Source organism: Gordonia sp. NPDC003950 (assembly GCF_053605205.1).
Window position 1 is genome coordinate 158,728 of sequence record NZ_JBSGIT010000004.1, and the last position, 23,116, is coordinate 181,843.

Sequence of the window (23,116 nt, forward strand, 5' to 3'; positions counted from 1 at the left end):
GATGGCAGGACGACCACGCTTGGACGTGGGCACCCACGGCAAGATCAGCTCGAAGCGAGGCACCCCGTGCACCGCGTGGTGCAGGTACCGCGACCTCGACGGCCGCACCCGGGTGGTGACGGCCAGCGGCACCAGCAAGGCCGACGCCGAGCGGCGTCTACAGCGCAAGCTAACCCACCGGGTGACACCGGCAGACGAGACGATCACCGCCGACACCCGCATCCGCGCCCTGGCCGATGCGTGGCTGGCCGACGTTGAGCGGTCCGACCGGGCGACCAACACTAAGAAGCGCTACGACGAGGTGGTGCGAACCTACGTCGTGCCCGCCATGGGTGAACTTCGGGTCCGCGAGTGCACCACCTCCAGGTGCAACGGGCACCTGCAGACGGTCTCGGAGAAGATCGGCGCCGCGACAGCCAAGGTGATGCGGTCGGTACTGTCCGGGATGTTTCAGCTCGCCATAGACAACGGGGCATGCGATCGTAATCCGTTGCGCGACTTGAGAATTACCGCGCCCAAGTCGAAGCCTAAAGCCTTGTCAATCGAGGAGGTGCGCGACCTCCGAACACGTCTTCGTGCCGACCCCAAGGCGGTCCGGTCCGATGTTCCCGACGTCGTCGACTTCCTGGTCGCCACCGGCGTCCGAATCGGTGAGGCGCTCGCGGTGCGGTGGTCCGACCTCGACTTGGCGCCCGCCGACGATGAGGCACCCACTGTGCGGATCCACGGGACGGTGATCCGTATCAAGGGGCAGGGACTCGTGATCCAACCCCACGGCAAGGGCAAGGCCGACGACGACGTACTGGTGCTTGCGCTGCCCTCGTGGGTGGTGCCAGTGCTCATGGAAAGGCAGCTCGGGTCACTCCCGAATGCCGAAGACGCGGTGTTCGCCTCAGCGGTCGGCACGCTTCGCGATCCGTGCAACTTCCGGGACTCGTGGCGGGCCGCACGGGACCGCCTGGGCGTCGAAGACTGGGTGAAGCCGCACACCATGCGCAAGGCGGTGGCGACTGCAGTGGCCACCGCCAAGGGCGCCCAGGCGGCAGCCGATCAACTGGGCCACGCATCTGACGCGGTCACCCGAGCGCACTACATCGAGCGGGTGCGCCGGGCCGACCATCGCGAAGTAGTCGACCAGTTCAACCCCGCGTCGGTGTCGGCGGACCCGGCGGCATAGGCGGGCGATCGTTAGCTGTCCTAATGACCCGCCGGCGAGACGACGACGGCCCCGGGTGCGAGATGCACTCGGGGCCGTTCGGCGTTCAGGGTCAGGCCAGGGCGGCCGCGTCCTGGGAGTTCAGGACCGCGCGCACGGTCGAGGCGTGCCAGGTGGCGCCGCCGCGCACGGTCGGGATCCCGGCGTCGGTCAGCTCGGCCGCGATGGCGCGCAGGCTCAGGCCCCGGGCCTTGGCCTCGACGACGCGGCGCGTCACCTCGGCCGGGGTCTCGCTGGGACGGCCCAGGCGGACACCCTGGGCACGCTTCTGCGCCAGGGCGTCCTTGGTGCGCTGCGAGATGAGGCGGCGCTCCAGCTGGGAGAACACGATCATCATCGCCGCGGCGGCCTCACCGGCGGGCGTGGTCTGGTCGATGGCCAGGTCGGCCGACAGGATCTGCCAGCGACCACGATTAGCCTGCTCCAGCAGACGCGAGGCGTCGGCGACCGACCGCGACAGGCGGTCGAGCTTGGCGACGATGAGAGCCTCGGCCTGGCGCCCTTCCATCGCGGCGACCGCGTCGGCCAGGCCCGGGCGGTTGGCGATGGCCTTGCCGGAGATCCCCTCGTCGGAGAACCACGCGACGATGGCCACGCCCCGGCGGGCGGCCTCGGCCTCGATGGTCGCGCGCTGGGCGGCCAGACCGGCGCCGCTCTGGGCCTGCTCCTCGGTCGAGACGCGGACGTAGCCGATGGCGGTGTTGGCGGGGGCGGTGGCTCGCTTGCTCATACCCCTACTGTACACGAATCGGGCGTTTTATGTACAGACCTCAGTCCGAGACACGCCGCAACGCCTCGATCGCGCCCTCGATCGCGGCCAGCTCGGTCGGCGTGATCTCGACATCCTGCTCACCGACGCGGGTCAGCAGGATGTCGAGCTGGTCGGCGATGTCGCGCGGGTCGGCACTCATGGCCCCATCATCCCCGGCGGTCGGCCAGCTCGGCCAGGATCTCGATCGCGGCCAGACCGCCCTCGACGAACGCGCGGCCCGTCGTGGTGTCGTTCTCGACACGAGATCCCATGTGCGACAGTGCTTTTCGTACCTTGGTCAGATCATCGGGGTGCATTGCTCTCGGTCCTCCTGCTCTCATTACTCGACGTCGATCTCGTCGGCGGCGGCCTCCTGGGCGACGTAGGCCGCCATTTGCAGACGCACGAGGCCCAGCATGCTCACCTGGTCGGGTATCGAGTCCGCGGCATCGAGGGCGTCAGCGTGCGCGCTCACCCTCACCAGGCGCTCCACCGCGGTCGCCAGGTCGGCGACGTCGCGGGCACTCGGTAGGTCGGTCTCGATGGTCTCGACCCCGTCCCGTGTGGCCACATGCTGAATCCCCTTGCCCCACAGGCGTTTACGGATCTCCAGGGCGTCGGCCATCGTCTGCTCGGCCAGGTCTCGGCGGGCCTGGCGCAGGCGTTCGCGCTGCACTTCGGTCGCCGGACTCGGCGCCTGGGCCCATGAGATGCCCTCACGCTTGGACCACCGACTCAGACCGGGTTGGCTCAGACCCAGTTCCCGCGCGGTGGCCGACTGAGACAGGCCCCGGTCCCGGCATGCCAGGATCGCTCGGCGGTCGTTCTCGGTCGGCTTGCGTGACCCGCGCGCGGATCGACACACGAACTTGTCGCCGGCATCAGCGTCGGCCTGCTTCTCGGTCATCCGTTGCCCCACGGGTCTCGGTCTCGGCGGGCGATGGCCCCGGACCACACGACGCGCCCCTGGCGGGCCCGTGCAGGCTCTGGGACGCGGCGGGCGGGGTCGGCGCAGTCCTCACACCGGCCGTCGTCGTCGAGGGCCGGAGAGGGCAGCGTGAGGCCACACGAGGTGCACATCACCGGCGACGCCGGAGAGGCTCACGGCCGCGCGTGGCCCGGTTGCGGCGCGCCTGGGACGCCTTGCGCCGGTGTGTCGGCCAGAGGGTCACGGTCGTCGGCCTGCTCACTGGAGATCCTCGGACAGCAGGGGATGCACCAGCGACCGCAGGGCGTCGACGTACCGGTGCACATCGGCGAGGTGTCCGCGCACCCCGGCGGGATCGGGACGCCACGGGTGCGCGTAGTGGCTCTCGATCGGCACCAGGTACTCGCGGACCTGGTGAGCCTTGGCGGCGAAGTCGAAGGCGACCGCGCGCGGATCTCCAGGCACCCACGTGCACCACTGGCAGGTGCCGAAGGTGTCGCCGCACTGCGAATGTCCGATCTCGTGCCGGATGCGCTTGGCCACCAGCTCGGCGTCGCGCATCGCCGCCTGGGCCCACTTGGCGGCCGTGTGACAGCTCGGGTCCTCCAGGACCCCGTCAGCACCGGCGATGGCCTCGACGGCGCCGCGCAGCTCCACCAGCCGCACGTCCAGGTCGGTCGCCAGGGCCTCGACCGCGGCGGCGCGGGCCTGGCGTGCGTTGCGGCGCGCCATCGCGTGAGCGTTGATCTGACGGGCCCTCTCGATGCGTTCCTCGATCTCCGCGGCAGCGCGCACCACCTGGTACTCGGCGGCGTCGACGTCGATGCCTGAGTCGATCCGCCGGTCGAGGTCGGCGAGCTGTTCCACGGCGCTCATCAGAACCGCACCTTGCCGCGGCGGGCCTCGCGGATCTTGTCGACCTCGGCGGCGGTCTCCTTGGCGGCAGTGTTGCGGTTGACGCGCGACGCCTTGAGCTGGCGGGCCTGGCGCGCGGCGTGCGGGTTCTCGGCCTTGCCCGCGTCGACAGCTGCGGTCAGCGCGACATCCTCGGGACTACCCGGAGCCACCACCGAATCGCATGTGGGGCAACGTGTTTCATTCTTGGCCACTCAGGCCTCCTCGAAGTGGGATTCTCGGCGGGGCGGATGATCACCCCAGGCGGCGAGAGAGGCGAAGCCACCCGGGGTGACGATCACCGACAGGCGGTTCATCTACACCCTTACCCGGGCCGGGATCTGTCCGGCCCGGGGTCAATTCTCCCTGGTCGGCGCGCTCGACGAGCTGATCGACACGCCGGAATATCGTTGCGCGCCTTGGTATCTCAGGCGGAAGAAAGTTAGAACGAGAGGCAATACAATCCTTGATACAATCGAGGTCTCGGCGCCGGAGAGACAACCCGCGTCGGGCATCGGACCCCGCCCGTCATCCCGGCAGCGCGGGCGGGCGGGGGTCTGTGCCGGTCACATCGCCCGCAGGTGCCGCCCACGCAGTTCATCGCAGAAGTGCTCGAAGAGGTCTACCAACTCCTCGCCCTCGCCGTGGTTGACATCGAACTGGAATCCGGCCCCGTAGCCGGACTTGTCGAGGTCAACCTCGGGCCCTCCGAGATGTTCTGCGATCGCTTGGATGGCGCCACGAAGCGATGCACCCCAGTTCGCTGACAGCCGGTGGTCACACATCGCCCAGGCCTCCCAGGCCGCGAACACTGCATCCACCCATCCCGGGAGTACCAACACGCCGTGATCGGCGCGCAGATCATGAATCAGGCGCCAATGCGAGCGGTTCGGTTGCCAATCCCTGGGCAGTGGACGTTCCCTGGCGGTCTGTTCGAGGTCGAAGACTCCCGGGATGGGCTTCGGGAATCGCTCCGAGATGATCGGGAATCGCTTCGGGATCAGTCGGTCGCCGGTGCAATCGCGCAGCGGTGCGCCAGCAGGAGGGTGGTCTGTTCCCTGGTCTGTTATTCCCTGGTCTGTTATGTGTGCAGCATCCTGCAGGTCTGGAGTCGCAGCATCCTGCAGGTCTGGAGTCGCAGCATCCTGCGAGTCACGAACGCGCAGCCGGTATCGGGACGACCGATTGCCGCGTCGGGTCCGGGTCAGGTACCCCTTGGCCATCAGGGCATCGAGGTGTGTGTCGACGGTCCGCAGACTCGCACCGGCGGCCTGTGCCAACGTGGTGCGGGTCGCCCAGAAGTCGCCAGTGTCAGCGTCCGCGAAGGTGGCGAGCACTGCGTAGAAACCAGCTTCGGTGAGGGTCAAGTCTCGGTGGATAAACAAGGGCACCTTGCCAAATCGCATGTAGAATCTCCTGTTGTAGAAGTTGTTCCCGGCCGGGCAGCCGGTGACTAGCAGAACGGCCCCCACCATGTCGGTAGGGGCCGTTCTCGCTATTCGGGGGTGTGGGGCGGTAGGTCGGGCAGAGGTTCGTTGTCGGCCATCACAGCGGGTTCGGTGAGTCCGAGGTCCTCGATGGCGTCGCGGCGTTCCTGGTCGATCACGAGGAGCACTCCGGGCACAACCGACGCCGATGTCGACGGCGCTCGTGACGTTCATCGGCCACCGGCGCCCACATGGCCGCGGTGAGCCGGTCCGCGACCGCGCCGCATCCCTCGCACCGCACACCGCCACGCGGAAACTGGGCGCTGAGTTCCCCCGTGAGCGCCAAAATGCGCTCACGGCGATCAGGGTGTGCCCCGGTCACGACGCGGCCCGCCCTGCAGCAACGAGGCGGGCAAGCTCGATGACCAGTTCCTCGGCGTCGTCGAGATCGAAAGTCGCGACCGCGTCGGCGACCGCAGGGTCGAAGTCGACGTCGATGACCGGCCGACCGTCACCGTCGGGGCGCGACGTGATGAAGACGTTGGTGTTGTGGTTGGTGGGGACTACTGCGAAGGTCACGCTGACACCACCTGCGACGCAACCCAGGCGTCGAGGTCGGCCCGGCGGTATCGCACCGTTCGCCCCATCTTGACGTAAGCGGGGCCGTCACCACGCCAACGCATGTTTGACATTGTCTGGAATGCGAGTCCTACGTACTCGGCGGCCTGCTTGGTGTTCAGGAGATCCATGTGTTCACCATCTCGAAGTTGTATCTACGGGCGTCTCTACAACTACCCGATGGCCACCATGGCGTCAAACTCGAAAAATGTTGTCCTGCAGTAACACTCAACCACCACAGTGTGGATTCCGACCCCAAGTGAGGGCATTCGTCAGGTCGACGCTTATTCGACGAAAATGGACAGTAGCGAAGGTTATTCGACGTTATGCCAAGTGATGCCAGGAGACGTGATCTCGCTTGCCGCACAGGATTTCACGGGACACGGCGAGATACCGAAGGACACTCCCTCTTCTAATCAGCTGGTCGCAGGTTCGAATCCTGCCGGGGGCACAGGCACAGTGACATCCCCTGCCGGCCTCCGGCCGGTGTGGACATCCCCTGCCGGCCACCGGCCGGTGTGGACATCCCTGCCGGCCACCGAACGGTGTGCGCCCACCGCATGGTTGAAAGTGATCCACGCGGGTGCACTCAGAGATTCACGCACTCGCGCGGGTCCTCACCATTCGCGCGGTTCCCAGCCACTCACGCGAGTCGTCGACGGCCCGCGCGACCCGAGACCACTCGATTGCCCCGAGAACACTCGATGCCCGAGATCGATCGCACTTCTCCACAAGCGTTCCCACCCTGGGAACCGATCGCGCTCCCGTGCGTCGGATATGTCATCGACCATCCCAAGCACCCGGAGGAGCAGTCATGACAGACCACCCACTCGCCGATCTCCTGCACGACGGGATCGGCGGCGTCCTTCCCGACGGCGTGCTGGGCGTCGGACTCGATCCCGACGACATCGCGGCGATCGCCGCGCAGTGGAACACCCAGAGCGAGGTCATCAGCGACATCGACCTGGGCACACTCGCCGCCACGCCCGGACCGGCGAGCCGCGTCGTCGGCGCTCTGCGTGCGACGCCCGAGTCGGCATCGGCCTGCCTCGACGACATCAGCAGACGTCTGCACGCGATGAGCGTGGCACTCGAGTGCTTCTCGAGTACGTCGGTGAAGAGCGACGAACACGTCGCACGCATCTTCGGCTTCATGAGCGAACGCTGATGCGCCCCAACATCTCTGCCTTGTGTGCCTGGAACACCGATGCGATCACCGGTGCCGGAGAGGCCACCGGACGCGCCGCGCAGACCCTCGACGGCGCGCGCCACGCCTTCGCCGACTCCGTTCAGTGGCCGTTCTACTGGTTCGGCCGCACTCACGACGCCGCACGGCGCTGCGTCGCCCAGGAGGCCGATCACGTCGACGAGGTCCGAAATGTGTTGCAGCAGATCACCGACGAGGCCAAGGATGCCGGAACCGACCTGACCCACGCCAGGCAGGTGGTACTGCTCGCGGTCGCCGAGGCACTCAGGGCCGGATATGACGTCTCCGACACCGGGATGGTGACCCACCCACAGGCCGGCCGAGCCGACGGCGCCTCCGCCCATCAGGGCCGGATACAGCGCGGACTCGATGTCATCGACGAGATCGACGAACTCTACGGGGCCCGCCTCGACGATCTCCGGGGTGATCTCGCGGCGATGGTCGGTGGCCAACCCGACATCACCGTCCCCGGGATCGGCACTCTCGACGCGGACACGATGGTGGACCGGCTGGAGCAGTTGAGCATCGAGCAACGAGCAACGCTTCTCGCCGGGCTGTCCCCCACCGACATGCGCCGTCTCATCCAGGCCGACCCGGAACGCGTCGGCAACCTCGACGGGGTGCCGTTCGAGATACGCGGCATCGCCAACGAGATCAACATCCGCAACGCGCTGGCCACCGAGATCCGCACGCACGGACCCGACACCCAGCATGCGACGACGCTGCGCTCCTACCTCGGCCAGCGGACGATTCCCCTTGACGCCAAGAACGTGAATTCCGGTACGGCGCAGGAGGTCCCGGAAGGAATCGACACCGAACGCGTCTACGTCTCGTTCACCGACGGCGAGAATCCGCGTCTCATCGAGATGGTGGGCTCACTGACTGCGCGAACAACCAATGCCACAGTCTATGTCCCCGGAACGGGCACCAACGCGAATGGGTACGGCGGCAGCAACTGGCAGTCGGCCTGGAATCTCGCGCAGCAGACCGGCGGCCCGGTGTTCATCTACCTGGACGGCGAACTCCCCCAGACGATCGTCGACACCGACGCCGCGCGCAACCTCGGCATCGACCTGATCCCGGGCAACCCGATCGGGCCGTTCCGGGCACCGTTCGATGGCCTCGATGTCGCCTCCGACACGTCCGTCGATCCGCACTACGCCCAGGAGATGGCTCCACGTCTGGTCGCCTTCGGGCAGGCCCTCGACGCCGAGATCGCTTCCACCGCACCGGGTGCCAGCACGACGTTCGTCGGGCACTCCTACGGCGGTTCGGTCGTCGGATCGGCCGAGCAACTCGGTCTGCGTGCCGACAACGTCATCTTCGCGTCGTCGGCGGGCACCGGCGTGTTCGACGCCCCATGGGACAACGCCAATCCCAACGTGGCGCGGTACTCGTTGACCGCACCCGGTGATCCCATCCAGACCGTGCAGTCGCTACCGGGCAATCCCCACGGCTCCGACCCGGATTCCGAGCCCGGAGTGACGCGGCTCGACACGGGTTTCTACGGTGACGGGTCGCCGGTAGAGGGCGTCGGCGGCCACGGTGACTACTGGAACGATCCGCAGTCCGACGCCTTTGCGGCGATGGTCGAGGTGATCCGGGGTGGCCATCCACCCGAGTACGTCCCGCGCGGTCCCGACGGCCTTGTCGGACACTACGGAAGCGAGGCCGCCGACGCCGCCGCGGACCGCCTCGGGCGGGCGGCCACCCGGGCACGCGACGCGGTGTCCGAGGTGTTGAGCGGACTCGATGATCCCGCTCCCGGCCATCGTGGCTTCGGCGTCGACGATCTGGTGCGGGCATTGACGCCGTTGCCGGCGGTGCCGCTGCCCGGCGGCCTCGATGTACCGCTCAGGTTGCGGTGACCCCGGCGGTGCCGAGCCACCGACCGCACAGCCACAGGACGTGGTAGATCAGCAGTGCCGCCACCGCACCGATGGCGATACCGCCGAAACTCACACCGCCGATGGCCCAGGTGAAGTTCGCGATGCCGATGACCAGCGGGATGGCTGCGGTGAACTGATTGATGGGTTTGGCGAAGTCGACACGATTGCTCACCCAGATGTGCACGCCGATGATGCCGACGAGACCGTAGAGCGCAGTGGTCACGCCACCGAGCACGCCGGCCGGGATGGCCGCGATCACCGCACCGACCTTGGGGCACAGTCCCAGGACGATTGCGGCGATTCCGGCCACCCAGTAGGCCGCGGTGGAATACACCTTGGTCGCCGCCATGACGCCGATGTTCTCGGCATAGGTGGTGGTGGCCGATCCACCCCCGCTGCCGGCCAGTACGGTGGCGAGGCCGTCGGCGGCCAGCGCCCGACCGATCCGGTCGTCGTAGTCGGTGCCCGTCATCATCGCCACCGACTTCACGTGCCCGATGTTCTCCACCACCAGCACCAGGACGACCGGCAGGAAGGTGGGGATGACCGACCACGCGAATGTCGGACTCTGGAAGTGCGGCAAACCGATCCACGCCGCACTGTCGATGCCGGAGGTATCCACCTCGCCGCGGGCGAATGCGAACAGGTAACCCAGGACGACGCTGATGACGATCGCCAGACGGCCGAGGAGGCCGCGGAAGAGCGCGATCGACGCGATCAGCAGCACCAGGGTCACAGTGGCGGTCACCGGCTGCTTCTCGAAGTTGTCCTTGGCGCTCGGCGCGAGGTTCAGCCCGATCAGGGCGACGATGGTGCCGGTGACGATCGGCGGCATCACCACGTCGATCCACCGGGTACCGGCGAAGTGCACGATGACGCCGATGAGCACGAGCAACGCGCCCACCACCACGATGCCGCCCAGCGCCGAGGACTGGCCGTGCGACGCCGCTGCCGCGGTCACCGGCGCGATGATGGCGAAGCTCGATCCGAGATAGCTCGGCAGCCGATTACGGGTGATCAGCAGGAACAGGATGGTGCCGATACCCGAGAACAACAGTGTGGTGGCCGGCGGAAACCCGGTCAGGACCGGGACGAGGAAGGTCGCACCGAACATCGCCACCACGTGTTGCAGCCCGATTCCGACGGTCCGCGGCCAACTCAGTCGTTCACCGGGCGCGACGACCACGGCATCGTCAACCCGCGTCCATCCGAAGAATCGTCGATCACTGTCGATGGGACTCTGCATCGCCTCAGTCTGGCCTACGCGGGTCACCAGCGCGCTCCGAATACGTGGTGTCCGCACCGTGCACACCCGCGTCCGTGCACATCGGACAACACGCGCACATGGACGTAATACACAGCGTCCGTACAGATTTCACTGACAGCGCACTGCCAGCCACCGGGCAGCGCGAGCGAAGGTGCGAGCCATAGTTTCTTCTTCGTCGGCATCGGTGCCGGCCAGATCGAGAAGGAGAAACACCTTATGCCAGGACACCAACGTCAGCCCCAGCAACAGCAGCGACGCCAGCCGCAGCCCCAGCCCCGCCGCCGGCGTCGCGTGCGGGTGTGGGACTGGCGGACCTTCCAGTGGATCTGGGTGTGGCAGTGATCCGGATCACTCGATCCTAGGCCGGTCGGCGCCGACGTCATCCTCCCCTGTGCCCGTCGACGCCGACCGCCCGTGAACCCGGCGTGACCGTGCCCGTCACGCCGGGTTCGGCCATGCCCGACGACCCCGCGGAGAAACCATGAACGCCAGCACAGCAATCCGACGATTCCTCCCCGCCATGCGCGGAGAGTGGAGACGCTTCACCGTCGCGGGAGCACTGCTCGGGGTGGCCGCCGTCTGCGAGATCATCTCGGTCTTCGTCCTCGCCGACGTCGTCGACGGCGCACTGAATTCCGACAGCGCACTGGCGTTCGCGAAACTCGCGGCGCTCTGGCTCGGCCTGACCGCCATCTCCACCGCGGCCGACTACTACGGCCAGATCATCTCCGTCGGGGTGTCGGAGAATGTGGTTCTGCGACTCCGTGATCGGTTGTTCGCCCACGTCCAGCGACTGCACCCGGTCGTCCATCGTCGGCTGGGGCTGGGCAACCTGGTCACCCGGCACTCCAGCGATCTCGAGGCCGTCGAGTACCTGGTCGGCTCGGGCGTGATGCAGATGATCATCGCCCTGATCAACACGATCGGACTCGTCATCGCGGCCTTCATCATGAACTGGCAGGTGGCTCTGGTCGCGCTCGCCGCAGTCCCCATGCTGTGGGCCTGCTCGGCGATCTTCGCACGCCGGCAGGTGGCGGTCACCCGCGACGAACGGGGCGCCAACGCCGACATCGCCGACGCGGTGCAGACCGCCCTGATCGGCCACGAAACCGCCGTCGCCTACAACCAACAGCCGCGCGAACACCGGATACTGCACGAGCACGGGACGGCGTGGCGTGCGGCACGATTGTCGCAGACCCGCGTCGAGGCCGGATTCGGGGCGGTCATGGGGTTCGGGCAGGTGGTGGTCACCTTGGCCATCGCCGTCGCCGGTGTGTGGCAGGTCCGCCAGGGCCACCTCACCATCGGCCAGTTGTTGGCCCTCACCGGCTATCTGGGTCTGCTCTATCCCAAGATGCAGGAAATCGCCGACGCTCGCCTGGCGATCGCGTCGGCGGCGGTCAGCGCCGAGCGCGTGGCCGAGGTACTCGACCTGGAACCGAGCGAACACGACGCCGACGACGCCACACCCCTGCCGGCCCGACCGGGCGCGGGTGCGAGTCCCACCCTGGCCACATCACCACGCCATGGCCTGCCGGTATCGCTGCGCGGGGTGACTCTGCATCGGGGCGCCGCCGCGGTGCTCGACCGAGTGTCCCTGGATCTTCGCCCCGGCAGCGTCACCGCCCTCGTCGGACCCAGCGGCGTCGGCAAGTCCACTCTGGCGTCACTGTTGTGCCGCTTCGAGCACCCCGACTCCGGCACCATCCGGCTCGGCGGCGACGACTACGGGGCACTGACCGGCCAGTACATCCGTGACGTCGTCACCCTGCTCCCCCAGACACCGATCATCAAAGGCGCCACCGTCGCCGAGAACATCGCCTACGGCGCACCCGCGGCAACCCGCGCGCAGATCGTGCGGGCCGCCATCGCCGCCGACGCCGACCCCTTCATCCAGTCCCTGCCCGATGGATACGACAGCGTCCTCGACGATGGTGGACTCACCCTCTCGGGCGGGCAGCGGCAGCGAATCGCCATGGCGCGCGCCATGGTTCGTGACACCCCGGTTCTCATTCTCGACGAACCCACCTCGGGCCTCGACGACGCCAGCGTGGGACGCATCCTGGCCCCGCTGGCCCGGATCGCGGCCGGCCGCACCACCCTGCTGATCACGCACGATCGCCGCGTCACCGACCTCGCCGATCGCGTCGTCGAACTGCGCGACGGCCGCCTGCGCGACCGCTCGCCGTGGATCGTTCCGGAGGATCTGCCCACCGTGCCGGCCGATCGTGGTACCCGGCTATTCGTACCCGCTGCCGGATAGCCGCACCATATGCACCGATACACATAGGCACTTCGTTGCATAGTGTGTTGGTGCACTGATACCGTGCACATATGGCGCTGGAGCACGCGATCATGGTCTCGTTGGCCGAACGCCCGGGCACCGGGTACGAGATCAGTCGGCAGTTCGACCGGTCGATCGGGCATTTCTGGTCGGCCACCCATCAGCAGATCTATCGGACCCTGCGCAAGCTCCACGCCGACGGTCTGGTCTCCTACGAACCGATCGCGCAGGACGGACGACCCGACAAGAAGGTGTATTCACTGTCGGACAGCGGCCGGGGTGCCCTGCACGCCTGGGTCACCACCCCGACACCCATCCAGCAGCTGCGCGACGACCTGGGACTCAAGATCCGCGCGGCACACCGCGACGACCTGCCCGAGTTGATCGCCGAACTGCAACGTCACCGCGAGCTGCACGTCGCCCGACTGCACCTATATCAGGGTTTCGAGAAGGACGACTATCCCGCGCCCGACTCCCTGTCCGGCCGGCGGCTGCATCAGTACCTGGTACTGCGCGGCGGCGTCCGCATCGAAGAGGCCTTCATCGACTGGTGCGACGAGGTGGTCTCGGCGCTCCAACGTGAGCTCGACGAAAATCCCTGATCTGCACCGTATCTCGGCAACTCCCAGACATCGCATTCCACATTCCCGGCATTGCCACCCACCAAGAAAGGTGACTCGATGACAGCCCCATCGACCGACCGCAATCCGCATTTCCCCAACCTGTTCGAACCTCTCGACATCGGCGGGATGACCATCAAGAACCGCATCATCATGGGGTCGATGCACACCGGTCTCGAGGACCGGATCTGGGACACCGACAAGCTCGCCGCATACTTCGCCGAGCGGGCGCGCGGCGGCGCCGGACTCATCATCACCGGCGGATTCGGCACCAGCCGCACCGGCCTCCTGATGGCCTTCGGTGGCAAGATGACGAACTCCGTCGACATGTACCGGCATCGCCGGGTCACCAAGGCCGTGCACCGCGAGGGCGGCAAGATCGCCATGCAGCTGATCCACGCCGGCCGCTACGGCTACACCCCGTTCAAGGTGGCACCGGGCAAGGAACCGTCCCCGATCCATCCGTTCAAGCACCTGCGGATGACCGAACCGATCATCCAACACGTCATCAAGTCCTTCGGGCAGTCGGCCAAGCTCGCTCGCGAGGCCGGATATGACGCGATCGAGATCATGGGCGGCGAGGGCTATCTGATCAACCAGTTCCTCTGCCCGCACACCAACGACCGCACCGACAAGTGGGGCGGCAACACCGAGAACCGTCAGCGGTTCCTCGTCGAGGTGATCAAGGAGATCCGCCGGCAGGTCCCCGCCGACTACCCGGTCATCCTGCGGCAGTCGATCGCCGACCTCATCCGCAAGGGCCAGACCTGGGACGAGGTCGCGCTGATGGCCCGCAAGGCGCAGGAGTTCGGCGTCGACGCCATCAACACCGACATCGGCTGGCACGAGGCCCAGGTACCCACCATCGTGACCTCGGTGCCGCGTGGGGCGTTCGTCAAGTTCACCGAACGTCTGCGTGACGAGGTGTCGATCCCGCTGATCACCGCCAACCGGATCAACACCGCGGAGTTGGCCGAGGAGATCCTCGAGCGCGGCCGCGTCGACGCGATCCAGATGGCCCGCCCGTTCCTGGCCGACCCGGAACTGGCCAACAAGGCCCGCGACGGACGATCCGACGAGATCAACACCTGTATCGGGTGCAACCAGGCCTGCCTCGACCACGCCTTCGTCGGCAAGCACGTCTCGTGCCTGGTCAATCCGCGGGCCGGCCGGGAGACGACGCTGCTGCTCGGCCCGACCCGCCGCGCCAAGCGTGTCGCGGTCATCGGTGCCGGACCGGCCGGGCTGTCGGCGGCAGTCGCCGCCGCCGAACGCGGCCACAAGGTCGACCTGTACGAGGGCGGTAGCGCGATCGGCGGCCAGTTCTCCATCGCCTCACGCATTCCCGGCAAGGAGGAGTTCCACGAGACCATCCGGTACTTCACCCGTCGTCTCGAGGTGCTCAAGGTGACCGTGCACCTGAACACCCGCGTCAGCGCCGACGACATCATCGCCGAGAAGTTCGACGAGGTCATCGTGGCCACCGGAGTCACCCCTCGTATCCCGAACATCCCCGGCGTCGACCACCCGATGGTCATGTCTTACGCCGACGCCGTGCTCGGACGCCGCGAGATCGGCAAACGAGTGGCCGTGATGGGTGCCGGTGGTATCGGATTCGACGTCAGCGAGTTCCTCACCACCGACGAGTCCCCCTCGCTGAATCTCAAGGAATGGGAACAGGAGTGGGGCGTCACCGAGGACGGCGAGAAGCCCGGATTCGTCACCAAGCCGCGGCCTCTGCCCCCCATTCGCCAGGTCTACATGGTGCAGCGCAAGACCGGTAAGCAGGGCAAGACGCTGGGCAAGACCACCGGGTGGGTGCATCGCGCGCAGATGAAGATGAAAGGCGTGGAACAGATCTCGGGTGCCACCTACGACAAGATCGACGATCAGGGCCTGCACCTGAGCTTCCACGACGAGGAAGGAAAGGTCACCGAGACCCGCGTCCTCGAGGTCGACAACGTGGTGTTGTGCACCGGACAGGAATCGGTCCGTGACCTCGTCGATCCGCTGACGCTGGCCGGGGTGACCACCCATGTGATCGGTGGCGCCGACCTCGCGTCCGAACTCGACGCCAAGCGCGCCATCCGGCAGGGCACCGAGGTGGTCGCCGGCATCAACTGACGAGCCGCGACCCTTCGCGCTGGACGAGGCACACCCTTCCCACTGGACGAGCCGCACCCTTCCCGCTGGACGAGCCGCCCCGGAGCGATAGCGGGCGATAGCGGAGGGGCGAGTCGAGACCCGGTGACCAGGGCTGACGACGCGCGGGCGGTCGAGATGCCGGCGCTGGCTACGATACGACTCATGCCAGTGCCTGCACCGTCGCACACCGCCCGCGCCGTCGTCACCGGAGCGTCGTCCGGGATCGGAATGGCCCTCGCCCGGGTACTCGCCCGGCGGGGGCATTCGCTCATCGTGGTGGCCCGCCGCGGCGACATCCTCGAGGACCTCGCCGAAGAACTCCGCGCACGTCACGACATCACCGTCGAGGTCCGCCCCACCGACCTCTCCGATCCGACCGCGACCGGCATTCTGGCCGCCGAACTCGCCGGCCGGGAGATCTCGATCCTCGCCAACAACGCCGGGATCGCGACGTTCGGTCCGGTGGTAGAGCTCGACGCCGACTACGAGCGCGCGCAGGTCCGCCTGAATGTCGTTGCGGTGCATGACCTCACACTCGCGGTACTCCCTCAGATGGTGCAGCGCGGTGCCGGTGGCATCCTGATGGCCGGCTCGGCCGCGGGTAACATGCCGATCCCCCACAATGCCACCTATGCCGCCACCAAGGCCTTCGTGAACACCTTCAGCGAATCGCTGCGCGGTGAGGTCGGCGGACAGGGTGTGCACGTCACGCTGCTCGCTCCCGGGCCGGTCCGCACCCAGACCCCGTCGGCAGAGGACGCGTCCGTCGTCGACAAGCTCGTCCCCGATTTCCTCTGGCATTCCAGCGCCAAGGTCGCCGAGATGAGCCTGGATGCGTTGGAACACAACAAGATGCGCGTCGTCCCGGGCACCCTGTCGAAGGCGATGTCGGTGGCCGGCGGATACAGCCCACGCGCCGTTGTCGCACCGATCGTGGGAACGTTCTATCGCAAGCTCGGAGACGGTTGAATCGGCGAAGAGTGACGTCACCGTCGTCTATCCCGAGTCGCGACAGTCCCTCCTCGACATCGGTTGTGGCACAGCAACGGTCGAGGTGTTGTGTGCGTCGGGCATCCCACGGGTGTTCGGCGATGAGATCCGCGGTCACCGTAGACTCGTGATCTCCGGCCTGCGGGTAGAGTTCGGCGCACACGTCTATCTGGGTGCCCTATGGCTCATGCCGCCTGACGGTGCCGTGCTCCTCGGCGACCCCACATCCCTCTGCTTCGTGAATTCGTCACTGGATCAGTATGTTTCAACGGCTCACACGGTGACCGACCTGGCCGCGAGATTCCGGCGGCACGACTCCGAGCGCTGGGAGCACGATGCCGAGGAGATGATCACCGCGGTCGCACGAATCGATCGGGAAGCCGCACGCGCGGGCACGTACTGAGACTCGGTCAGGGAGTCGATGTCGATCGGCGACTGGGCATCCGAGAGCGAGTGAGGGGCGACCGCAGACGACCCGCTACCTCCGTCGCCGACCCGTCCCGAAGATCGCCCGGCTGAACTCGCGTCCGGCGGCACTGGCGGCCGACCGCAGGAAACTCTGCATCGGCTTGCTGGTCAGCACCTCGGTCAGCATGCCCGGCTCCTCGGGTTGCGGCTTGGGCGCAGGAGCCGGCTTCGGCGCCGGTGTCGGTACCGGTGCGGGCACGGGCGCATCCGGCGACTCCCCCGGCGCGAGGGTCTTGGCCGCCAACTTCTCATAGGCAGATTCCCGGTCGATCGCCTGACCGTACTTGGCGTAGAGCGGGCTCGCCTTCGCAGCCGCGGTAATGCCTTCGGCGCCAACGGCTTCCATCGACGACCGCGGTGCGCGGACAACGGTCCAGGCCACCGGGGTGGGTGCCCCCTTCTCCGAGAGCACCGTCACCACCGCCTCGCCGGTCCCCAGCGACGTCAGCACCTGATCGAGCTTGTACACCTCCGAGACCGGGTAGGTCTTCACCGTCTTGGCGAGCGCCTTCTGATCGTCAGGCGTGAACGCGCGCAACGCATGCTGGATGCGGGCGCCGAGTTGGGAGAGCACCTCGTTGGGGATGTCGGTGGGAAGCTGCGAGCAGAAGAAGACGCCGACGCCCTTGGATCGGATGAGCTTGACGGTCTGCACGACCTGTTCTTTGAACGCCTTGGACGCATCGGCGAACAGTAGATGCGACTCGTCGAAGATGAAGACCAGCTTGGGTTTGTCCAGATCGCCGACCTCCGGCAGGAACTCGAAGAGATCGGCCAGAATCCACATCAGGAAGGTGGAGAACAGTGCGGGACGTGCGGCCTGCGCACCGAGTTCGAACAGGGTGATGATGCCCTGCCCATCGGGCGTGGTGCGCAACAGATCCGCCGGTTCGATCTCCGGCTCACCGAAGAAGGTGTCCCCGCCGTCGGCCTCCAGGTTGGTCAGCGCGCGCAGAATGACGCCCGCGGTCTGGGTGGAGACGCCACCGATGGCCTTGAGTTCGGGCTTGCCCTCGTCGCTGGTGAGGTAGGCGATGACCGACCGCAGATCCTTGAGGTCGAGCAGCGGCAGACCCTTCTGGTCGGCCCAGTGGAAAATCAGGCCCAGCACCGACTCCTGGGTGTCGTTGAGCCCGAGAACCTTTGACAGCAGGATCGGTCCGAAGGAGGTGATTGTCGCGCGGATCGGGACGCCGACCCCCTCGGCACCCAGCGAGACGAACTCCACCGGATGAGCGGCGGGCTGCCAGTCGTCACCGGTTTGGGTGGCGCGCGCGGTGATCTTGTCGTTGCTTGTTCCCGGATTGCTCAGTCCCGACAGATCACCTTTGATGTCGGCCATCACCACCGGCACCCCGTTGGACGACAACTGCTCGGCGATCAGCTGCAGCGTCTTGGTCTTGCCGGTACCGGTGGCACCGGCAACCAGGCCGTGGCGATTCATCATCGCCAGCGGGATGCGGACCCGCGCGCTCGGATCGACCGTTCCGTCGACACTCACCGCCCCCACCTCGAGTGCCGGGCCGGTGAAGGCGTAGCCGCTGGCGATGGTCTGGGCCGGAGACAGTGCGTCGGTCACGGTGCCACCTTACGGGCCGGATCGGAGGTTGGCGTGAAGCTCGACCGACAGGGTCCAAAGGCCCTACCCCGCAGCAAGGGCCGAGGGCGGGTATGTGCGTTGGCTAAGGTTGACGGGTGCAGGACAAACTGGTGTGGATCGATTGCGAAATGACGGGGCTGCGACTCGACTCGGACAAACTGATCGAGATCGCGGCGCTGGTCACCGATGGTGACCTCAACATCCTCGGCGACGGCGTCGACGTCGTCATCCATGCCGACGACGCGGCTCTCGCCGCGATGCCCGAGGTGGTCCAGAAGATGCACGCCTCATCCGGGCTCACCGAGGAGGTGCGTCGTTCCACCGTCAGCCTGGCCGAGGCCGAGAAGCAGGTCCTCGATTACCTGCGCCGCCACATCAGCACCGCGGGCACCGTCCCCCTCGCGGGCAACTCCATCGCCACCGACCGCGGATTCATCTCCCGCGACATGCCCGACCTCGACGCCTACCTGCATTACCGCATGGTCGATGTCAGCTCGATCAAGGAGCTGTGCCGCCGCTGGTACCCGAAGATCTACTTCGGCCAGCCGGAGAAGGGGCTGGCCCACCGCGCGCTCGCCGACATCCGCGAGTCGATCCGGGAGCTCCGCTACTACCGCGCGGCGGCCTTCGTGGCCGAACCCGGCCCCGACAGCGAGACGCTCGCCCACATCGTCGCCGACCTCGGCCCGGCCTGAACACGCTGGTCACAAAGCGATTGGTATTCGACGCCCACTATTCGCTAGAGTATGAGCCTGGCTCTGGAACCCGGCGAGAAATCCCTGGTTCCCGACGCCGATGGTGGATGTAGTTCAGTTGGTAGAGCACCAGGTTGTGATCCTGGCTGTCGCGGGTTCGAGTCCCGTCATCCACCCCGACACGAGAAACGCCCCGCCTCAACCGGCGGGGCGTTTCTCGTGTCACCTCATCCAAACGGTCATCAGCCGGCCGCACGACCATCGCGATGATGCCGTCGACAGAGCGCCCGATACATCATCGGCGCGTCGTCGGTGTCACCCACCGCCACCAACTCGCCCGAGCGCACCACCACCCCGTCGATGACGCGCGCGTTCAGGAAAGCCGGCCGTCCGCACCAGCACAGGACAATGGCCTGCATGCGGTGCACCTCGTCGGCCAGTTCCACCAGGCGCGCCGAACCCGGGAACAGGACGCTTCGGAAATCGGTGAGCAAGCCGAAGGCGAAGACGTCGATCGCAGCGTCGTCGACGAGACGCGCCAGCGCCTCGACGTCGTCTGCGGTCAGGAATTGTGCTTCGTCACACACCACGTAGTCCAGGCCGTCGCGAGCGGCGTGCGCGGTCAGCACAGCGTGCAGGTCCAGCCCGTCACCGAAGACCACCGCGTCGGCGGCCAGCCCGATACGGCTGGTCACCCTGGGTTCGCCGGAGCGGTCCAGGGTGGTGATGAGGACTCCGCGGCGCCCCTGTTGCCCCTGGTTGAAGTGCGTTTGCAGCGCGAAAGTCGACTTCCCCGCACCCATCGGACCGTGGTAGAAGATCAGTCTCCCGAATGCCGTCACGAGCGGCTCGGACGGTGATGCGACAGTGCCGACATTGTTCGATGATGGCGCACTGCGTCCACTCCTGCCGGTCGAGGACTGTGCGAACCTCTCCGATTCGTCGTTGTTCATCTTCATGCTCTAATCTGCGCGTCATGCTCGAGGACCTCAACAAGGCAGCCAAGAAGGTGGGCCTCAACGTTGCCCCCGGTAAGAAGAAGGACCGCTTCTCGGTCCGCAAGGTCAAGACCGGCAAGCTCATCGCGAAGAACATCGACGCCGACGAGGTGAAGTCGATCATCAAGGATCGCAAGTAACTTCGGTTCTCCTGCAACTCACGCTATCGACGCATCGGGGGGTGCGATCGATAATCGGTGGCGCCGAAATGCGCCCACAGCCTACGGTGACGTCATGACCCCGAACGAATCCGGCCCACCCGAATCCGGCCCACCCGAATCCGACGCGGCCGAGCCGATTCGCGATCGTCTCCGGACCGCTCTGCGAGCTGCCATGCGCGCACGAGATCGCGCCGCGGTCTCTGCGATCCGTGCCACCCTGGGCGCCATCGACAACGCCGAATCCGAGGGCATACCCGCCGGACGGGCCGGTGCCATCGAATCCGCGGAACTCGGTGTCGGCGCCGCCGAGGCGCGACGCCGTGCCCTCACCGAGACAGAGATGGCGGCGCTGGTCGACGCCGAGATCGCCGATCTCGACTCAGCCGCGGCTACCCACGAACGTGCCGGCGCGCGCGACCGTGCGGCAGAGTTGCGTCGTGGCGCAGCCGGACTGCGCGCACTTCGCTGACTGACGCCCTCACCCTGGCGCCGATCCGTACCTTCACCCACTCCGTGTATTACGCTGTTACGTAGTTACGGATCTGGGAAGGGAACGGCATGCGCATCTGGGCAACCGTCGTCCTCACCGTCGCGGGCCTCGTTGTCGCGACCGTCCCGACGGCATCTGAGTCACCACACGCCGAGGCAGCACCAGCGATGGCCGGGTGCGCTGCGCCCCCACCGCCCGATGTCTCGACCACGCAGGGCTGGATCGGTTACCTCGCGGCCCATCCCGACGACTACGGTCTGGCGATCACCACCGCCGACGGGCAGGACTTCGGCCACAACATCGGCGTGCGGTTCCCGACCGCGTCGGCCATCAAGTTGGTCCACCTGGCCGCCTACGCGCAGGCCGTCGCGCGGGGAGACCTGCATGCCGAGGACACCGTCGGCGTCGACGAGTGGGAACAGTGGTACTTTCCGCTCGACGGAGGTGCGCACCGGGAATCACTGCGGTACTTGGGGATTCCGGAGGTCAACGGGGTTGCCGTCGACCGGACCCGTCGGGTGAGCTACCGGCAGCTGGTCGACGTGATGATCCGGTTCTCCGACTCCGCCGCACCGGACGTCCTCCGGGAACGGCTCGGGGACGGCGCACTGCTCGCGATCATGCGCGCCTACGGTCTCGGCGACGAGACTCCCGGTCTCCTCGGCCTGTACCTGGGTCTCCTCGACCCGACGGTTCACACTGCGGCCCAACGGGATTCGGACGCTCGACGCTACCGGCACGACCCGGCCTATGCGGCACACATGCTCTCCCTGGCCGCAACGGCCCCGCCGCTGACGGTCGCCACCGATTCGACCATCGATGCAACGCCCGGCTCACTGCATGCGCTCATGTCCGCGATCGCCCGTGGGACCCTCGGGCCGGGTGCGGCGATCGCACGGAACGTCCTGGAGTACCAAGGCGTGTCACCCGATGGCGGGATACTCGGCTTCAAGGGCGGAAGTCTGCCGGGAATCCTGACCGAGGTGTTCGAGTACCGGTTCGCCGATGCCCGGATCGCGGTCGGCACCTTGATGGTCCGCGGCCTCTCCCCCGACGACGCCGCGCGGAACGACTTCGCCCACCAGCGCCTGCTTCTCGGCGCGCTCACCGATCCGCAGGTGACCGCTGCATTACGATGCGTGGTGTGAGTGACCTCGAGTCCGAGCTGCACGAGCTCGCCGCGCGGGTCGACCGGCTCGAGGAGACGCTACGCGGCGGTGGTTCGCCACGACCGGGCACCGCGCCACCCGATGGTCCGGGCCCTCCCGGCACCGACACGCCCGGCGCCACCACCGGCGCGCAGACCGTAGGTTATTTCGGCACCGTCGATCTGGCCGGTCCGGTGCAGTGGAGCATCCACTACGACGCCACCGCGGCATTGGACCTCCCCACCGAATCGTCCGCGGCGGTCTTTGCCGCGCTGGGCCACCCGGCCCGCCTGGAGATCGTACGAATCCTGCTGCGCGGCAACGCTTCGGTGACCGATCTCCAGGCGGCCGGCGACTTCGGGACGTCCGGCCAGCTCTACCACCACCTGAAGATCCTCACCGCGGCAGGAGTGGCGAGCAAGCTCGGACGCAACGAATACGGTATCGCCGCAACACATGTGGTTCCCACGCTGGTGGCGCTGGTGTCCGCGGCGGACATCAGCGGATCACTGTAGGACCGCATCCGACAACGGCACTCCCCAACTGCGGCCGTACCAGTCGAGCAGCCGTCGGTTGATCAGACGTCGATCGGGATACTCGGGCAGGTCGGCTTGCGCGGCCAATCGGGCCAACTCCACCACCGATGCATCCGCCCGATCCAGCGCTTCCTCCTTGGTGTGACGTCCGTGCCGGAGCTCGGTCAGCCACGTCCGGTCGGGTTCGGCGATGGGCAGCGTGATCCGACCGGTGGTCAGCAGCTCGACACCCTGAATACCCAAGCGCACCATGTGATACGCGAACTTGGAGTCGAACCCGTAGGCCTCGATCAACTCGGGCCGGTTGGTCCGCTGAGCTCGGATGCCGAGCAGCTTCTCCTTCTGCGAGGTGAGGTAGCCGACGAAGCGTGCGGCGACCTGCCGCGACAGGAACATCGACGCCGACTCCTGTAGCTCCCGGCCGATGTCGTTGCGGTACACCAATTCCTGCTCCGGAATGAACAGCAGCAACAGGATCGTCGGATTGCCGTCGGCGGCCAGCCGCGCCCACTTGCGCAGGGAGTACACCACCAGGTCGAGATCCCCTGCGCCCGAGCGATTCCCGTCGGGTTGAGTGCGGTACTCGTACTGCTCGAACGGCATCCTCTGCAGACCCAGAACCCATTCGGGGCCTTCGATGCACACACCCATCTCGTCGCGGTCATCGCCACCGGTGGTCACGCCGTGCAGACCGGAGCCGACCTGCCCCCGAAGGATCAGGCCGTGCTCGGCGATCTGCCGGAAGTCCGCATTGTCGTGCTTGGTCACGCCGTCCAAGCTATCG

26 protein-coding genes and 1 tRNA gene are annotated in these 23,116 nt (G+C 67.0%); 14 read left to right on the forward strand and 13 right to left on the reverse strand.

What is annotated here, in order from left to right; translation table 11 throughout:
* The first annotated feature begins 1 nt into the window (after position 1).
* On the forward strand, positions 2-1,177 hold the full coding sequence (locus ACWETB_RS05150; RefSeq protein WP_452209731.1) for a tyrosine-type recombinase/integrase: 1,176 nt from the start codon (positions 2-4) through the stop codon (positions 1,175-1,177).
* Between the two features lie 91 nt (positions 1,178-1,268).
* Here the strand turns inward: ACWETB_RS05150 and ACWETB_RS05155 are convergent, their stop codons facing one another.
* From ACWETB_RS05155 to ACWETB_RS05195, 9 genes are all read right to left on the reverse strand, one after another.
* Positions 1,269-1,946 (reverse strand): recombinase family protein, encoded by a 678-nt coding sequence (locus ACWETB_RS05155; protein ID WP_452209733.1) that lies wholly within the window; start codon positions 1,944-1,946, stop codon positions 1,269-1,271.
* A 40-nt stretch (positions 1,947-1,986) separates the two neighbouring features.
* Positions 1,987-2,127 carry a hypothetical protein gene (locus tag ACWETB_RS05160; RefSeq protein WP_452209735.1) on the reverse strand — a complete coding sequence of 47 codons (141 nt, stop codon included), beginning with the start codon at positions 2,125-2,127 and terminating at the stop codon, positions 1,987-1,989.
* A gap of 7 nt (positions 2,128-2,134) precedes the next feature.
* Positions 2,135-2,284 carry a hypothetical protein gene (locus ACWETB_RS05165; protein ID WP_452209737.1) on the reverse strand — a complete coding sequence of 50 codons (150 nt, stop codon included), beginning with the start codon at positions 2,282-2,284 and terminating at the stop codon, positions 2,135-2,137.
* A 23-nt stretch (positions 2,285-2,307) separates the two neighbouring features.
* Positions 2,308-2,874, reverse strand: a complete 567-nt coding sequence (locus ACWETB_RS05170; RefSeq protein ID WP_452209739.1) for a hypothetical protein — start codon at positions 2,872-2,874, stop codon at positions 2,308-2,310.
* 279 nt (positions 2,875-3,153) lie between these two features.
* On the reverse strand, positions 3,154-3,771 hold the full coding sequence (locus ACWETB_RS05175; protein ID WP_449744066.1) for a hypothetical protein: 618 nt from the start codon (positions 3,769-3,771) through the stop codon (positions 3,154-3,156).
* On the reverse strand, positions 3,771-3,962 hold the full coding sequence (locus ACWETB_RS05180) for a hypothetical protein (protein ID WP_452209741.1): 192 nt from the start codon (positions 3,960-3,962) through the stop codon (positions 3,771-3,773). The genes ACWETB_RS05175 and ACWETB_RS05180 overlap by 1 nt, the downstream gene beginning before the upstream one ends.
* 393 nt (positions 3,963-4,355) lie before the next feature.
* On the reverse strand, positions 4,356-5,156 hold the full coding sequence (locus ACWETB_RS05185; RefSeq protein WP_452209743.1) for a helix-turn-helix domain-containing protein: 801 nt from the start codon (positions 5,154-5,156) through the stop codon (positions 4,356-4,358).
* A 438-nt stretch (positions 5,157-5,594) separates the two neighbouring features.
* Positions 5,595-5,795, reverse strand: a complete 201-nt coding sequence (locus ACWETB_RS05190; RefSeq protein WP_452209745.1) for a hypothetical protein — start codon at positions 5,793-5,795, stop codon at positions 5,595-5,597.
* Positions 5,792-5,965: a helix-turn-helix transcriptional regulator gene (locus ACWETB_RS05195; protein WP_449744070.1), complete on the reverse strand. Its 174-nt coding sequence runs from the start codon at positions 5,963-5,965 to the stop codon at positions 5,792-5,794. Before ACWETB_RS05195 ends, ACWETB_RS05190 begins: the two co-directional genes overlap by 4 nt.
* A 683-nt stretch (positions 5,966-6,648) precedes the next feature.
* On the opposite strand from ACWETB_RS05195, the gene ACWETB_RS05200 reads away from it, so the two are divergent.
* Entirely contained in the window at positions 6,649-7,002 is a 354-nt protein-coding gene (locus ACWETB_RS05200; RefSeq protein WP_452209747.1) for a hypothetical protein, read from the forward strand.
* Positions 7,002-8,909, forward strand: a complete 1,908-nt coding sequence (locus ACWETB_RS05205) for an alpha/beta hydrolase (protein ID WP_452209749.1) — start codon at positions 7,002-7,004, stop codon at positions 8,907-8,909. Before ACWETB_RS05200 ends, ACWETB_RS05205 begins: the two co-directional genes overlap by 1 nt.
* Here ACWETB_RS05205 and ACWETB_RS05210 read toward each other — a convergent pair.
* On the reverse strand, positions 8,896-10,176 hold the full coding sequence (locus ACWETB_RS05210; protein WP_348803320.1) for a uracil-xanthine permease family protein: 1,281 nt from the start codon (positions 10,174-10,176) through the stop codon (positions 8,896-8,898). The two genes, ACWETB_RS05205 and ACWETB_RS05210, sit on opposite strands and share 14 nt — an antisense overlap.
* 502 nt (positions 10,177-10,678) lie before the next feature.
* On the opposite strand from ACWETB_RS05210, the gene ACWETB_RS05215 reads away from it, so the two are divergent.
* From ACWETB_RS05215 to ACWETB_RS05235, 5 genes are all read left to right on the forward strand, one after another.
* Entirely contained in the window at positions 10,679-12,460 is a 1,782-nt protein-coding gene (locus ACWETB_RS05215; RefSeq protein ID WP_452209751.1) for an ABC transporter ATP-binding protein, read from the forward strand.
* A 71-nt stretch (positions 12,461-12,531) separates the two neighbouring features.
* Positions 12,532-13,083 (forward strand): PadR family transcriptional regulator, encoded by a 552-nt coding sequence (locus tag ACWETB_RS05220; protein WP_449744074.1) that lies wholly within the window; start codon positions 12,532-12,534, stop codon positions 13,081-13,083.
* 78 nt (positions 13,084-13,161) lie between these two features.
* A complete protein-coding gene (locus tag ACWETB_RS05225; RefSeq protein WP_449744075.1) occupies positions 13,162-15,225 on the forward strand; it encodes an oxidoreductase in 2,064 nt (687 codons plus the stop codon).
* A 183-nt stretch (positions 15,226-15,408) separates the two neighbouring features.
* Complete coding sequence (gene cmrA, locus ACWETB_RS05230) at positions 15,409-16,215, forward strand: mycolate reductase (RefSeq protein WP_452209754.1); 807 nt, start codon at positions 15,409-15,411, stop codon at positions 16,213-16,215.
* Between the two features lie 148 nt (positions 16,216-16,363).
* Entirely contained in the window at positions 16,364-16,639 is a 276-nt protein-coding gene (locus tag ACWETB_RS05235) for a hypothetical protein (protein WP_452209756.1), read from the forward strand.
* A gap of 75 nt (positions 16,640-16,714) precedes the next feature.
* Here ACWETB_RS05235 and ACWETB_RS05240 read toward each other — a convergent pair whose 3' ends face one another.
* Positions 16,715-18,283: a helicase HerA-like domain-containing protein gene (locus ACWETB_RS05240; RefSeq protein ID WP_452209758.1), complete on the reverse strand. Its 1,569-nt coding sequence runs from the start codon at positions 18,281-18,283 to the stop codon at positions 16,715-16,717.
* Positions 18,284-18,399: 116 nt separating this feature from the next.
* Between ACWETB_RS05240 and orn the strand changes: the two genes are divergently transcribed.
* Positions 18,400-18,999, forward strand: coding sequence for an oligoribonuclease (orn, locus tag ACWETB_RS05245; protein WP_449744079.1), 600 nt, complete (start codon positions 18,400-18,402; stop codon positions 18,997-18,999).
* Positions 19,000-19,102: 103 nt separating this feature from the next.
* A tRNA-His gene (locus tag ACWETB_RS05250) sits at positions 19,103-19,175 on the forward strand.
* Between the two features lie 66 nt (positions 19,176-19,241).
* Here ACWETB_RS05250 and ACWETB_RS05255 read toward each other — a convergent pair.
* Positions 19,242-19,841, reverse strand: a complete 600-nt coding sequence (locus ACWETB_RS05255; protein ID WP_449744080.1) for a thymidine kinase — start codon at positions 19,839-19,841, stop codon at positions 19,242-19,244.
* A gap of 134 nt (positions 19,842-19,975) precedes the next feature.
* Between ACWETB_RS05255 and ACWETB_RS05260 the strand changes: the two genes are divergently transcribed.
* The 4 genes from ACWETB_RS05260 (at position 19,976) to ACWETB_RS05275 (ending at position 22,311) form a co-directional block, all read left to right on the forward strand.
* Positions 19,976-20,137 (forward strand): hypothetical protein, encoded by a 162-nt coding sequence (locus tag ACWETB_RS05260; RefSeq protein ID WP_348803308.1) that lies wholly within the window; start codon positions 19,976-19,978, stop codon positions 20,135-20,137.
* A 94-nt stretch (positions 20,138-20,231) separates the two neighbouring features.
* Complete coding sequence (locus ACWETB_RS05265; protein WP_452209762.1) at positions 20,232-20,627, forward strand: hypothetical protein; 396 nt, start codon at positions 20,232-20,234, stop codon at positions 20,625-20,627.
* A gap of 89 nt (positions 20,628-20,716) precedes the next feature.
* A complete protein-coding gene (locus tag ACWETB_RS05270) occupies positions 20,717-21,796 on the forward strand; it encodes a serine hydrolase (RefSeq protein WP_452209764.1) in 1,080 nt (359 codons plus the stop codon).
* Positions 21,793-22,311, forward strand: coding sequence for an ArsR/SmtB family transcription factor (locus ACWETB_RS05275; protein WP_449744083.1), 519 nt, complete (start codon positions 21,793-21,795; stop codon positions 22,309-22,311). The genes ACWETB_RS05270 and ACWETB_RS05275 overlap by 4 nt, the downstream gene beginning before the upstream one ends.
* On the opposite strand, the gene ACWETB_RS05280 is transcribed toward ACWETB_RS05275, so the two are convergent.
* The gene (locus tag ACWETB_RS05280) at positions 22,303-23,100 is read right to left on the reverse strand and encodes a DNA polymerase beta superfamily protein (RefSeq protein ID WP_452209766.1); all 798 of its coding nucleotides are present in this window, start codon (positions 23,098-23,100) and stop codon (positions 22,303-22,305) included. The two genes, ACWETB_RS05275 and ACWETB_RS05280, sit on opposite strands and share 9 nt — an antisense overlap.
* Between the last annotated feature and the right edge of the window lie 16 nt (positions 23,101-23,116).

What these genes read in the sequence shown, in the direction of transcription:
- ACWETB_RS05200 (WP_452209747.1), top strand. Translation starts at nt 6,649, where the DNA reads ATGACAGACCACCCACTCGCCGATCTCCTGCACGACGGGATCGGCGGC.
- ACWETB_RS05265 (WP_452209762.1), top strand. Translation starts at nt 20,232, where the DNA reads ATGACCCCGAACGAATCCGGCCCACCCGAATCCGGCCCACCCGAATCC.
- ACWETB_RS05220 (WP_449744074.1), top strand. Translation starts at nt 12,532, where the DNA reads ATGGCGCTGGAGCACGCGATCATGGTCTCGTTGGCCGAACGCCCGGGC.
- ACWETB_RS05225 (WP_449744075.1), top strand. Translation starts at nt 13,162, where the DNA reads ATGACAGCCCCATCGACCGACCGCAATCCGCATTTCCCCAACCTGTTC.
- ACWETB_RS05210 (WP_348803320.1), bottom strand. Translation starts at nt 10,176, where the DNA reads ATGCAGAGTCCCATCGACAGTGATCGACGATTCTTCGGATGGACGCGG.
- ACWETB_RS05175 (WP_449744066.1), bottom strand. Translation starts at nt 3,771, where the DNA reads ATGAGCGCCGTGGAACAGCTCGCCGACCTCGACCGGCGGATCGACTCA.
- ACWETB_RS05170 (WP_452209739.1), bottom strand. Translation starts at nt 2,874, where the DNA reads ATGACCGAGAAGCAGGCCGACGCTGATGCCGGCGACAAGTTCGTGTGT.
- ACWETB_RS05155 (WP_452209733.1), bottom strand. Translation starts at nt 1,946, where the DNA reads ATGAGCAAGCGAGCCACCGCCCCCGCCAACACCGCCATCGGCTACGTC.
- cmrA (WP_452209754.1), top strand. Translation starts at nt 15,409, where the DNA reads ATGCCAGTGCCTGCACCGTCGCACACCGCCCGCGCCGTCGTCACCGGA.
- ACWETB_RS05165 (WP_452209737.1), bottom strand. Translation starts at nt 2,284, where the DNA reads ATGCACCCCGATGATCTGACCAAGGTACGAAAAGCACTGTCGCACATG.
- ACWETB_RS05260 (WP_348803308.1), top strand. Translation starts at nt 19,976, where the DNA reads ATGCTCGAGGACCTCAACAAGGCAGCCAAGAAGGTGGGCCTCAACGTT.
- ACWETB_RS05215 (WP_452209751.1), top strand. Translation starts at nt 10,679, where the DNA reads ATGAACGCCAGCACAGCAATCCGACGATTCCTCCCCGCCATGCGCGGA.
- ACWETB_RS05205 (WP_452209749.1), top strand. Translation starts at nt 7,002, where the DNA reads ATGCGCCCCAACATCTCTGCCTTGTGTGCCTGGAACACCGATGCGATC.
- ACWETB_RS05160 (WP_452209735.1), bottom strand. Translation starts at nt 2,127, where the DNA reads ATGAGTGCCGACCCGCGCGACATCGCCGACCAGCTCGACATCCTGCTG.
- ACWETB_RS05270 (WP_452209764.1), top strand. Translation starts at nt 20,717, where the DNA reads ATGCGCATCTGGGCAACCGTCGTCCTCACCGTCGCGGGCCTCGTTGTC.
- ACWETB_RS05195 (WP_449744070.1), bottom strand. Translation starts at nt 5,965, where the DNA reads ATGGATCTCCTGAACACCAAGCAGGCCGCCGAGTACGTAGGACTCGCA.
- ACWETB_RS05150 (WP_452209731.1), top strand. Translation starts at nt 2, where the DNA reads ATGGCAGGACGACCACGCTTGGACGTGGGCACCCACGGCAAGATCAGC.